Annotated in this window: 11 protein-coding genes; 4 read left to right on the top strand and 7 right to left on the bottom strand. The window is 68.6% G+C overall.

The genetic code is table 11. The features are described from left to right. Positions 1 to 330: 330 nt before the first annotated feature. Positions 331 to 1,239: a hydrogen peroxide-inducible genes activator gene (locus ACFULV_RS10945; RefSeq protein ID WP_378626641.1), complete on the bottom strand. Its 909-nt coding sequence runs from the start codon at positions 1,237 to 1,239 to the stop codon at positions 331 to 333. Positions 1,240 to 1,319: 80 nt separating this feature from the next. Here ACFULV_RS10945 and ACFULV_RS10940 point away from each other — a divergent pair, with 80 nt between their 5' ends. The 3 genes from ACFULV_RS10940 to ACFULV_RS10930 all read left to right on the top strand — a co-directional run bounded on the left by ACFULV_RS10940 (position 1,320) and on the right by ACFULV_RS10930 (position 3,333). Next, positions 1,320 to 1,907: a peroxiredoxin gene (locus ACFULV_RS10940; protein ID WP_056811330.1), complete on the top strand. Its 588-nt coding sequence runs from the start codon at positions 1,320 to 1,322 to the stop codon at positions 1,905 to 1,907. Positions 1,908 to 1,948: 41 nt separating this feature from the next. Continuing rightward, positions 1,949 to 2,488, top strand: a complete 540-nt coding sequence (locus tag ACFULV_RS10935) for a carboxymuconolactone decarboxylase family protein (RefSeq protein WP_378626640.1) — start codon at positions 1,949 to 1,951, stop codon at positions 2,486 to 2,488. A 143-nt stretch (positions 2,489 to 2,631) separates the two neighbouring features. Continuing rightward, positions 2,632 to 3,333: a PhzF family phenazine biosynthesis protein gene (locus ACFULV_RS10930; protein WP_378655442.1), complete on the top strand. Its 702-nt coding sequence runs from the start codon at positions 2,632 to 2,634 to the stop codon at positions 3,331 to 3,333. Here the strand turns inward: ACFULV_RS10930 and ACFULV_RS10925 are convergent. Both ACFULV_RS10925 and ACFULV_RS10920 read right to left on the bottom strand, forming a co-directional pair. Further along, on the bottom strand, positions 3,330 to 4,667 hold the full coding sequence (locus ACFULV_RS10925) for a hypothetical protein (RefSeq protein WP_378655440.1): 1,338 nt from the start codon (positions 4,665 to 4,667) through the stop codon (positions 3,330 to 3,332). The genes ACFULV_RS10930 and ACFULV_RS10925 overlap by 4 nt on opposite strands. Positions 4,668 to 4,725: 58 nt before the next feature. Then, a complete protein-coding gene (locus ACFULV_RS10920; RefSeq protein ID WP_378655437.1) occupies positions 4,726 to 5,370 on the bottom strand; it encodes a DUF5134 domain-containing protein in 645 nt (214 codons plus the stop codon). Positions 5,371 to 5,447: 77 nt separating this feature from the next. Between ACFULV_RS10920 and ACFULV_RS10915 the strand changes: the two genes are divergently transcribed. Next, on the top strand, positions 5,448 to 5,945 hold the full coding sequence (locus ACFULV_RS10915; RefSeq protein ID WP_378626633.1) for a GNAT family N-acetyltransferase: 498 nt from the start codon (positions 5,448 to 5,450) through the stop codon (positions 5,943 to 5,945). A 35-nt stretch (positions 5,946 to 5,980) separates the two neighbouring features. On the opposite strand, the gene ACFULV_RS10910 is transcribed toward ACFULV_RS10915, so the two are convergent. The 4 genes from ACFULV_RS10910 to ACFULV_RS10895 all read right to left on the bottom strand — a co-directional run bounded on the left by ACFULV_RS10910 (position 5,981) and on the right by ACFULV_RS10895 (position 10,890). Then, positions 5,981 to 7,807, bottom strand: coding sequence for a hypothetical protein (locus ACFULV_RS10910; RefSeq protein WP_378655435.1), 1,827 nt, complete (start codon positions 7,805 to 7,807; stop codon positions 5,981 to 5,983). 2 nt (positions 7,808 to 7,809) lie between these two features. Continuing rightward, complete coding sequence (locus ACFULV_RS10905; RefSeq protein WP_378626631.1) at positions 7,810 to 8,868, bottom strand: AAA family ATPase; 1,059 nt, start codon at positions 8,866 to 8,868, stop codon at positions 7,810 to 7,812. Positions 8,869 to 8,971: 103 nt separating this feature from the next. Continuing rightward, the gene (locus ACFULV_RS10900) at positions 8,972 to 10,195 is read right to left on the bottom strand and encodes an aspartate aminotransferase family protein (protein ID WP_378626629.1); all 1,224 of its coding nucleotides are present in this window, start codon (positions 10,193 to 10,195) and stop codon (positions 8,972 to 8,974) included. 53 nt (positions 10,196 to 10,248) lie between these two features. Next, positions 10,249 to 10,890 (bottom strand): Pr6Pr family membrane protein, encoded by a 642-nt coding sequence (locus ACFULV_RS10895; protein ID WP_378655432.1) that lies wholly within the window; start codon positions 10,888 to 10,890, stop codon positions 10,249 to 10,251. Positions 10,891 to 11,106: the final 216 nt, after the last annotated feature.

Below are 11,106 nucleotides of genomic sequence, written 5' to 3'. Positions count from 1 at the left end.
CACGATTCGGAATCGATCCACAAAGGTGGCTCAGACCCTTGCCGCACCGCTCCGATCGCTATACCGTGTCGTGGGGGCTGTGGACCGAACCCCCCGGCTACAGCATTCCCGAATACGTGAATGCCAATAGTTAACTGCAATGATTCGCGGGCCGGTCGAAGCAACTGATGCATCGCTGGATCGCCGAATAGTTATTTTGATTTGGGCTGTTAAATATCCGCTCACCCTCGGTGACGAGCGGAGAAAAGTCCATTTTGCGAAATTTATTCCACAACGACGACAATTCGCGGGCCCGACAACGAGCTCACTGTCCCACCAGCATTGTGCAGATCAGAAAGGGCGCTTGGACCGGATGACCGCCGCGAGGTATTCGTAATCCGCGGCCCGCGCGGAAGACCCTCGATAAGCGAGCCCGATCGTGCGGCCGGGAGCGGGAGCCGCGAAGCGCGCGGTGTCCAGATTCGCGCGGGCGGTCTCGGCGGCCACCGCCATCTCCGGGATGAGCGTCACCCCGAGCCCGCCGGCCACACACTGCACAACCGTGGTCAGCGAGGCGGCACGCGTATCGCCGACCGTCCCGGGTTGCACATCGGCCGAGCGGCACAGGTCCAGAGTCTGATCGCGCAGGCAGTGACCCTCGTCGAGCAGCAACAGCGGCAGGTCGGCGAGAGCGGGCGCGGCCAGGTCGGTGCGGCCGGCGAGGTCGTGTCCGCGGGGCGTGACCAGCACGAATTCCTCGCTGTAGAGCGGGATCTCGACCAAGCCGTTGGCTTCGGTCGGTAAGGCGAGCACCGCCACGTCGAGCACACCGGTGCGCAACCCGTCCAGCAGCCGCGCGGTCTGGTCTTCCACCACCTGGGGCAGCACCCCGGGCAGTTTGCGGCGCAACTCGGGCAGCAGTCCGGGCAGCACATACGGGGCGACGGTCGGAATGATCCCCACACGCAGTGTGCCGCCGAGGGTGTCGCCGGTCGCCGAGGCCACGAATCGATCGGCGGCTTCCAGGGTCGCCATGGCCTGCGGCAGCAGTCGCATTCCGGCGGCGGTCACCAGCACGCGGCGGGTGCTGCGCTCGATCAGCTGGAGCCCGAGTCCGTTTTCCAGTGATGCGAGTGCCTGCGATAACGTGGGTTGACTCACAGTCAAACGCGCTGCGGCGGTGCCGAAATGCCGGTATTCGGCGACGGCCACGAACGCACGCAGCTGCGACAGGGTTGGCTGATAAGTCTGATCACTCACACCTATCAGTGTACGACCAGCAATCGGCTTTACCTTTCAGTAGGCTGACATCAACCACACCACGAATGAGGAGACGAAGCATGGCTCTGCTGACCATCGGCGACCAGTTCCCGGCATACAACCTCAAGGCCGTCATCGGAGGCGACCTCTCCAAGGTCGACGCGCAGCAGCCCGACGATTACTTCACCCAGATCACCAGCGACGACCACGCCGGCAAGTGGCGCATCGTGTTCTTCTGGCCCAAGGACTTCACCTTCGTGTGCCCGACCGAGATCGCCGCGTTCGGCAAGCTGAACGAGGAGTTCGCCGATCGTGACGCGCAGGTGCTCGGCGCCTCGGTCGACAACGAGTTCGTGCACTTCCAGTGGCGCGCACAGCACGAGGATCTCAAGACCCTCCCCTTCCCGATCCTGTCGGACCTCAAGCGTGAACTGGCCACCGCCGCCGGCGTTCTCAACGCCGACGGCGTCGCCGACCGCGCCACCTTCATCGTCGACCCGAACAACGAGGTGCAGTTCGTCTCGGTGACCGCCGGTTCGGTCGGCCGCAACGTCGACGAGGTGCTGCGCGTGCTCGACGCCCTGCAGTCCGACGAGCTGTGCGCCTGCAACTGGAAGAAGGGCGACCCGACCATCAACGCGGGCGAGTTGCTCACCGCCAGCGTCTGAACCACTTCCCCACCGAAACACCCTGAAGGAGCCCCACTGTCATGAGCATCGAGAACCTGAAGAACTCTCTTCCCGAGTACGCCAAGGACCTCAAGCTCAATCTGTCCTCGCTGGCCCGCACCACGGTGCTCAACGAGCAGCAGCTGTGGGGCACCCTGCTCGCTTCGGCCGCCGCCACGCGCTCGGCCACCACCCTGCGTGAGGTCGCCGAAGAGGCCGCCGACGTGCTCTCGGCCGAGGCGTACGACGCCGCGCTGGGCGCCGCGTCGATCATGGGCATGAACAACGTGTTCTACCGCGGTAAGGCGTTCCTGGACGGTCGCTACGACGATCTGCGCGCGGGTCTGCGGATGAACATCATCGGCAACCCCGGCGTCGACAAGGCCGACTTCGAGCTGTGGTCGTTCGCGGTGTCCTCGATCAACGGCTGCGCGCACTGCCTCGAGGCGCACGAGAAGACGCTGCGCGAGGCCGGTGTGTCGCGTGAGGTGATCTTCGAGTCGCTGCGTGCGGCGGCGATCGTCGCCGGTGTCGGCCAGGCGGTCGCGTCCACCGAGGCGCTGGCTTCGGCGGCCGTCTGATTCGTCGGTTTCGCGCCTGCTTTTCGAGGCCCGGCGGCCCCGATCCGGATTCCGGATCGGGGCCGTTGCCGTGCTGGGAGCGGACGTGTCCGGGGGCTCGCGGGTCGGTGGGCCCCGCGCGGCGGCCCGGTAGGCTCGCGATCATGAACGCACATGATGTGCCCGATGCCCCGGACATCCAGGTCGAGGTCGTCCGAGTGTTCACCGATCCGGCCGGAAATCTCGGCAACGCGCTCGGCATCGCCCGCGCGGGCGATGTCGTCGCCCTCGACAAGCAGGAACTGGCGGCCCGGCTGGGGTTCAGCGAAACCACGGTCGTCTCCGATCCGGTCGACGGCGTCGCCGACGTCCGCATCTACACCCCGGCCGTCGAGTTGCCCTTCGCCGGGCATCCCACCGTCGGCACCGCGTGGTGGCTGGATGTACAACGCACACCTGTGCACACCTTGCGGGTGCCCGCGGGGCCGGTGGCCGTCAACCAGACCGACGGCTTGACCTGGATCACCGCGCGCGCCGAGTGGGCACCGAAGTTCGCCTTCCAGCAACTGGATTCGGTGCAGGCGCTGGCGGCCTTGGCACCCGTCGACTTCACCGACGGCCAGCATTTCTTCTGGGCCTGGACCGACGAGTCACGTGGCGCGCTGCGCGCCAGGATGTTCGCGCCCGCCATGGGCATCGCCGAGGACGAGGCGACCGGGGCGGCGGCGGTCGCGCTCACCGCCCAGCTGCGCCGCGGGCTGATCATCACCCAGGGGCAGGGCTCGCAGCTCTACACCGAGTGGGACTCCGACGGATGGGTTCGCCTCGGCGGACGGGTCGCCGAAGACCACGTGGTGGTGCTCTAACTCTCCGGTTGACCGCCGAAGCGGCGCAACCAGGGCGGTCTGGCCGCCCAGTGGCCGCGTCGCTGTGGCGCGGCGCCCAGGTCGGCGAGGATGCGGGTTTCGAGCGCGCGGGGCGGGGTGTGCTGGTCGTCGGCGGCCAGCAGCGCGAGCACGTCGTGCACACCGCGCACGCGGGTGGCGAACTGCGACAGACTGTTCGGGGTGGTGGCGGTGAGCTTGTTCTCGATGTGGTGGTGTTCGAGTTCGGCGACCGCGTCGAGCGCGTAGGCGTCGGCCAGGGACAGGACCGAGCCGGGCGGGCACCACGACTGCCTGGCCGTCCACCGGGGGATCCGCTGTTCGGCGAGCCGTTCGATGCCCTCGGCCAGCAGCCTCGTCACCATCGGTACCCGCAGGCCCAGTTCACGGCCGATGGTGCGGTAGGTGCGGCCCCCGTAGTAGGCGAGGACGAAGACCTCGCAGTGGCTGTCGAGGGGGTCGTCGAAACCGAGTCTGGCCGCGGCCGCCAGCCACGGCATGTCGTCGCCGCCGCGGCGGTCCAGACGCAGGCGCTGGACCGCGAGTCGATGGATCTGGGCCAGCAGCCAGGATTGATCGGGGGTGAATGCCGGGCTGTCGCGGGCGATCCCGGAACAATCCGTCCCGAGACGTTCGGTGTCGATGCCGACCGTGCTCGATCGTTCGACATCGACGTGGCCGAAAGCCCGTTGGTCGGCGTCTACACGCTCGGTACCGGTATTTCCCGAGCCGATGACCTCGGCTGGGTGGTCCGCGTGGGAGCCGGGGAGACCGTGGACTGCGTCTTCAGCGCCCGTGTGGCGTCGGTCCGGGTGGTCCGTGCCGAGGTGATCCGGATCCTCGGTGCTCGCGCCGTCGGGCAGGCGGGCACCGTCGTGGGAGTAGACGACGCCGCGACCGAAGGCGACATCCATCCCACCGTAGGTGCGGGGGGCCAGATCGGATCGCTGTTCGGTCGCGACGAACGCCGAACGCCCCCACGGTGTCCCGAGGTCCGGCCCGGGACGCGACAGCGGGGCCGGCTCGGTGTGGTCGTCCCCGGATTCCGCGGAGGGGAAATCGGGTTCCCGGCCGGTGTCGTCCTCGTCGACGATCCACTGCGCCGATCTCGCCCGTCGATAACCTTCGCGGACCACGTCTTCGGCGGCACCGCGACGGTGCAGCACCCGCAGGGCCAGCCCGAACGCGGCGGCGCCGGTGGCGCGATAGAGCGCGCGCATCTCCTCGCGATCGTCGGCACCGGCCACGATCGGGGGTATCCGCGGACCGGCGCCGCGCGACCCCGGCGGCGGTTGGGGACCGCGCTGCCCACTCATCGTCGAATTCCTGCCCGCACTAAGGCAATTCGCAGCGCGAGCGGTTGTGGATCGGTATTCACCGGCCGATCGCGGCGATCAGCATGAAAGCGGTCCCGATGTCCATCACCACATGGGGCACCAGCGCCGAGGTCAGCGGGTGGGAGCCGGCGGGATGAACGAAGCGGTGCCAGCGTGACCGGTGACCGGCCGTACCGAGGACGAGCAGCGCGTCGAGGCCGAACAGCACCGCCAGCACGACGGCGGGCCAGCCCGCCGCACCGGTGCCGTGCACGGCCCCGTGCCCGGCCATCGCGTACAGCATCGCCGCGGCGGCGACGGTGTGATAGCCCAGCGCCGGCACACCGTCGGGCAGCGAACCGGTGCGCCATCCCATGACGCGTTCGGCGAGCAGGATCGCGAACGCCACGGTGAGGGCGGTGAGCAGTCCGCGCATCGCGTGCGGGTCGGTCGCGGCGGGGAACACCAGCATCGCCAGCATCACCAGGCACATGAGCAGGTGCGCGCTGTCGGAGGCGGTATCGATCCGGTGCTCCGACGGGGTTCGCCTGGTCAACCGGGTGGCCACGATCAGCGATGCCAGGACGAACGCGGCGACCACCGGCCACCGCACGAACGCATACTGCTGCACGAAATCGGCCACACCCCACCACTTTCGAGTCGACACCCGCGTCACCATGCTCGCACCCGTACTGGTCGCCACGGGGCGTTTTCCGCGGTCGGGTGATCCCTGGGCGACCCGGATCGACGGGCTCCGGTATCGATCTGCAAACTGGACTTATGACCGATAACCCGACTGCTGCGGTCGACCAGCTTCGCGTGGTGGCCGATGACCTCACCGGCGCGGAAATCCGGACTCTGCTGGCCGCCCACCACGCGGAAATGGCGGACACCACCCCTGCCTGCAGCATGCACGCCCTCGACCTCACCGCCCTGCGCGATCCCGCGGTCACGGTGTGGAGCGCGTGGTCCGGCGACGACCTCGTCGGGTGCGGCGCGCTGAAGGAGCTCGACGCCGAGCACGCCGAGATCAAGTCCATGCGCACCGCCGACGGGCATACCGGCCGTGGCGTGGCCGCCGCCGTGCTCGCCCACCTGGTCGCGGTAGCCCGGGAGCGCGGGTACCGGCGGCTGAGCCTGGAAACCGGCGCCGAGGACTTCTTCGCCCCCGCCCGCCGCCTGTACCTGCGCCACGGGTTCGCCGAATGCGGCCCGTTCGGTAGCTACTCCATCGACCCGCTGAGCCGCTTCTTCACCCTGCGGCTCGATCCTCGCTGATCCCGGATCGGCGTCCGCCCCGCCATGCTTTCGGCTCAGCGCAGACGGAAGACCGGGCCCTTGGGGGCGAACGGTAGGCACGCCCCCGCGGGGACGAGAAACGCGTGTTCGCGGCGGATCCGTACCGCGTCGCACTGCCCGTCGGTGATCACCAGAATCGGGCCGTCGACCGGGAAGTCCTCGGCTCGTTCGAGCAGGCGGATGCCGGGCTGCAGGAACGTGGCGCCGCGCCCGCGGACCCGCACGCCGGCGGCGATTTCCTCCACCGGCAGGTAGCCCGCGTCGTAGGCGGCCGCGTCGCAGTAGACGACTCTGGCTCGTGGCACGTCTCGGGCCAGCGCGTAGGACGCGATCGCGCCGAGCCCTTTGCCGAGCAGGGTTACGTCCATCGAACCCGAGGTATCGAGGACTACCCCGAAGGTCGGTAACCGCACGTTCTCCTCGGGGCGCACCCACGCCGGTCGCGGGATGTCGGGTGTCGAGGCCTGTCGGCGGGAGGCGCGAGCATAACTGCGCCGGGTGTCGATGGTGGGAACGTGTTCGTCGAACCACTGGGCCAGCTGCGCGTCCCACGGCAGCGGTGGCTGGTCGAGCGCGCGGATCGCCTGTTCCAGTGCGGCCGGGACATATCCGCGGCCGCTGTCGGTGTGGTACGCCAACCCCGTCGTCAGCGCGCTGCGGTAGTACTCGTCGAGGTCGACGTAGCGGCCCGCGCTACCGGGGTGGGCCAGCGGTTCACCGAGGACATCGCCGAGGCCGCGTCCGCGCAGGGTGGCGAGTTTGCGGAGCCGGCGCAGGTCGACGGCGATCCGGTCGTAGATCTCCTCGGCGGAACAGCCTTTCAGCGACGGGTCGTAGAGCAGGCCCTCCGGCATCTGACCGACCTTCATCTCGACCAGCCAGCCGTTGACCACATAGTCGCAGGCGATATTGAACAGGTAGTGGTCGCGCCAGTCGGCGCGTTCGCCGTGACGCAGTGCGGCGTGCAGCATTTCGTGGGCGAGCACGAACCGCCACTGCTCCTCACCGAATCCGATCAGCGGGTTGACGTAGATCTCGGCGGCTTCGGCATTCACCGCGGCGATCGAAATATTCCAGCTGCGTGCCAGTTCCGCGTCGGCGACGACGGTCATGCCCGCGGCGAGGGCCCCGAGCAACGGAAACGACGATACGAACCAGCCGAGCGCGCTGTCCCACGGGGTGCGGTGGCGCAGTACACCGTCGGCGGTGCGTTCTCCGCCCGCGGTGGCCAGCGCCGCACGGGCGGCGGCCGCGATACCCCTGGCGAACCGGGCGGGGTTGTCGACGCGTTTCGCGGTCTCGGCCGAGGTGAGCAGGAAGTCGGCGAACCCGGTGCGCGCGAAGGCATCCGGCACCGCCGTATCGCGCCACCGGGCAGCGGCAGCGTGCTCGTCGGCCAACTCGGGTGTCGGCGGGATGTCGGTGGGGCGGGTGCCGATCTTCATCGTCGTCAGGTAGGTGTCGACGGCGGCGCAGCAGGCCGCACGATAGGCCGGATGCGGTGCGCGCACGTCTCGCCGGCCCTCGGGGTCGCCTGAATCGAGGCCGGTGATGTTGGCGGGCACCGTGTTTCGCGGATCGAGGTGACCGAATCCGGCGTGGAGCAGGCAATGCGCGAACACCCACGCCCATTCCTGTGCGGTGGCACGGCGTTTCGGGTGATAGCCCACGTAACTGCCGCTCAGCCGCGCCCACACCGCACGAGGAGTCCGCTCGTCGAGGCGGTACAGCTGGGTGGCCAGCGGCCGCAACGCCGGGTGAGCGCACGCCGCCTGCCAGCCGTCGTCGACCGCCTGCTGCCACGGATCCGCGACCGTGCGCCGCTTGCGTGCGGTGGCCATGCTCAGCGCCGCGCGGCCAGGCGCGGCAGATCCCGCGACACCTCGATGAGGAACCACGACGGCAGTACCGGCATCCCCTCGGCATCGGAGGCGATCACCAGTTGCGCGCACTCCACCGAGATCTCGGCGAGTTCCACCAGCAGCGACTTGGCGCGCATCACGAAGCGCTGCACCGTCGGCGAGGTGTGCGCGCGGTCGCCGGGGAGATCTTTGATCAACCGGACGCGCATCGTCTCGGACAGGAAATAGAGCAGGTCACGGTCGGCCGGGTCACGCGGCCATCCGGCGTCGCCCTTGAGTACCGCGTCCAGGTCGTAGGCGTGGCGGATCGTTGTCACGAAGGCGCGGAAGCCGGAACTGTGGCCGAGGGTGAGCGTCCCCGCGGCGAGGACCTGCAGGGTCGTGTCGTCGATGTCGTCGCCGCAGGAGTGCAGGGCGTCGGAGAGCATGTGCCAGCCGCGCGGCGTGGAGAAAGGTGCCTCGGTTTTGGGCGGCGCCGACCACAGGTGATCGGGGCGCTGGGTGAGGTAGCGGATGATCCAGGGGTGAATGTCGTGGGTAGCGGCCCACTTCAGCCAGTCGTCGACATCGGCGCGCAGGTGCAGGTGCACCATCCGGTTGACCAGTGCCGACGCCATCGGCCGGGCGAGCGCGTTGTCGGTGGCGCGATTGCCCGCGCCGATCACCACCGAACCGGCGGGCAATTCGTAGGTCCCGATCCGGCGGTCCAGGATCAGCGAGTAGAACGACTTCTGCACTTCCGGTGAGGCAGCGTTGAGTTCGTCGAGGAACAGGCAGTAGGGCTCCGGTCGCGCGATCAGCTCCGGCGGTGCGAAGCGGCTGCGATCATCGACGATCTGCGGGACACCGATCAGGTCTTCGGGGGCGAGCTGGGTGCCGAGGAGCGTGACGCACTCCAGGCCGAGCGAATCGGCGAAGGTCCGCACGAGCGAGCTCTTACCGATTCCCGGCGCACCCCACAGGAATACCGGCCGCACCACCGCGACATGCAGCAGCAATTCCGGTAGTTGGTCCGGTGTCACGGTCACCGATGCTTGCACGCAGGTCCTCCCCTGTTCGATCAGAACAGAGCAGGCTAGCCCGCACGACTCCGGGCCCGCCAGCGAGTTTCGCCGACGGGCCCGGTGTCGATCGACTCCCGAATCAGCCCAGGGCGCGGGCGAATCCGGCGGCGAGCTCGGCGACCTGGGCGTCGGTCATGACGAACGACGGCGAGATCTGCATGGCGCCCGCACCGGCGGCCCGGCCCGAGATGCCGTGTTCACGCAGGGTTTTCACCAGGGCTGGGCCCTCGGACGGGTCGGCGAGCTGCACCGCCGCCACTGCGCCGAGTCCGCTGCGAACCTCAGCGACGCGGGGGTGGTCGGCCAACGGCGCCAACGCGGTGTGGAGGGTGGATTCGAGGCGGGCGGCTTCCTCCAAGAGGCCCTCGCGTTCGACGATGGCGAGGTTGGCCAGGGCCGCGGCGGCCGCGCCGGCGTGGCCGCCGTAGGTGTAGCCGTGGCGGAACCAGGTGCCGCCGGCGAAGAAGGGCTCGGCCAGGTGGGGGGCGATGAAGACCGCGCCCATCGGGAGGTAGCCGGAGGTGAGGCCCTTGGCGGTGGTCATCAGGTCGGGCTGCAGGTCGAAGCGGGTGGAAGCGAACCAGGAACCGCCGATGCGGCCGAAACCGGTGACGACCTCGTCGGCGACGAACAGGATGTCGTGGTCACGACAGATCTGGCGGACCTCGGCCAGGTAGCCCTCGGGCGGCAGGTACACCCCGCCCGCGCCGATGATCGGTTCGCAGAAGAACGCGGCGATCCGCTCGGCGCCGACCTCTTCGATCAGGGCGAGCAGGGACTTGGCGTCGTTCCATTCGACGGTGCGGGTGTCGTCCACCAGCACGCCGTAGCCCTCCTTGTTCGGCGCCAGACCGCCGAGCGCGGTGCTCGCGTAATGCATGCCGTGATAGGCCAGACGTCGCCCGACCAGGATCTTCTTGTCGGTGCGGCCCTGCTCGTGCCAGTAGCGGCGGGCCAGTTTCGCCGCGGTCTCCACCGAGTCGGAACCGCCGGAGGTGAAGAAGATCTTGCTGCCGGGAACGGGGGCGATCGACGAGAGTTTCTCGGCGAGTTCCTGGGTGGGCGCTTCGGTGATGTCGCCGAAGTTGGAGTAGTGCGCGATGGTGCGCAACTGATCGGCGACGGCGTCGGCGATCTCGCCACGGCCGTGCCCGACATTGGCGAACCACAGCCCGGCGGTGGCGTCGAGGTACCGCTTGCCCGCGGTGTCGAAGACGTAGGCGCCCTCACCGCGAGCGACAACGAACGCACCGTCACGATCGACGGCACCCATATCGGCGAATCCATGCCAGAGCGCATTCATGGCTCCACATCTACCCCACTGTGCCGACCGGCGCGCACCTGGCCCGCCGCCGGTCAGCCTTCTGACTTGCGTTCCCGCCACCGAGCGGGCAGATCTCCCAGGCCGGCCATCGCGACCGCGAGCACGACGAACACCACCAGCAACACCACCAACCCGATCGTCAGCGACACGTACCCCTGCGTCCGTGGGTCGATGAACGGGTAGGGGTACCAGTCGACGATCGGGCCGCGGATCAGGCTGTAGACGCCGTAGGCGACCGGGAAGATCAGCCACAGGCCGATCAGTTCGAGGCTGGGTCGCAGGCGTTGCGCCATCGCGACGAACAGCCAGTCCAGCAGCAGGACCAGCGGCACGATGCGATGCAGGACATCGTTGATCCACTTGTCGGTGAGCATCACGTCGACATTGGCCAGCAGGACCGCGTAGACGACCATCGTGATGAGCATGTACAGGGTGACCGCGCCACGAAACGTCTGCCAGCGCGGGCTCTGCGGCGCTGTCAGGCCACCGACGAGCAGCACGATCACGGCCAAGATGTTGGACTCGATGGTGAAGTAGCTCAGATAGTTCGTGAGCGAGAACGTCGCCGAGTCGACGTTTCGCAGCGGGATCCAGACCAGGGCGAGGATCCCGAGCAACCCGAAACCGAGCCGATAGGCCCTGATCCACCACGCCGTTCGCACCGAAGCGCTCATGCTGTGTCCCTTCCGCATGGTCGGGCGGCCTGCCTGGCGACGCGAGGTGCCCGCTGACCGCTCATGCCCGGATCCTCGCACGACGGGCCCCGGCTGACCGGGAGTTCGTGTGCGCACGGCCGTCGCGTCGCGCGGTACGGACCGGACGCGCGGACCGTGACAGGCGGGTGTCGTGGTGTGTCGTTGGTCTCCGCGACGGCGCGAGCGGGCGACGCG

Origin of the sequence: Nocardia sp. NPDC057272 (genome assembly GCF_042668615.1) — a bacterium.
Lineage (GTDB): Bacteria > Actinomycetota > Actinomycetes > Mycobacteriales > Mycobacteriaceae > Nocardia.
The sequence above is the reverse complement of the archived record's forward strand: the minus strand, read 5'-3'. Positions and strand labels throughout refer to the sequence as shown.

What these genes read in the sequence shown, in the direction of transcription:
- ACFULV_RS10925 (WP_378655440.1), bottom strand. Translation starts at nt 4,667, where the DNA reads ATGAGTGGGCAGCGCGGTCCCCAACCGCCGCCGGGGTCGCGCGGCGCC.
- ACFULV_RS10935 (WP_378626640.1), top strand. Translation starts at nt 1,949, where the DNA reads ATGAGCATCGAGAACCTGAAGAACTCTCTTCCCGAGTACGCCAAGGAC.
- ACFULV_RS10900 (WP_378626629.1), bottom strand. Translation starts at nt 10,195, where the DNA reads ATGAATGCGCTCTGGCATGGATTCGCCGATATGGGTGCCGTCGATCGT.
- ACFULV_RS10940 (WP_056811330.1), top strand. Translation starts at nt 1,320, where the DNA reads ATGGCTCTGCTGACCATCGGCGACCAGTTCCCGGCATACAACCTCAAG.
- ACFULV_RS10915 (WP_378626633.1), top strand. Translation starts at nt 5,448, where the DNA reads ATGACCGATAACCCGACTGCTGCGGTCGACCAGCTTCGCGTGGTGGCC.
- ACFULV_RS10910 (WP_378655435.1), bottom strand. Translation starts at nt 7,807, where the DNA reads ATGGCCACCGCACGCAAGCGGCGCACGGTCGCGGATCCGTGGCAGCAG.
- ACFULV_RS10895 (WP_378655432.1), bottom strand. Translation starts at nt 10,890, where the DNA reads ATGAGCGCTTCGGTGCGAACGGCGTGGTGGATCAGGGCCTATCGGCTC.
- ACFULV_RS10930 (WP_378655442.1), top strand. Translation starts at nt 2,632, where the DNA reads ATGAACGCACATGATGTGCCCGATGCCCCGGACATCCAGGTCGAGGTC.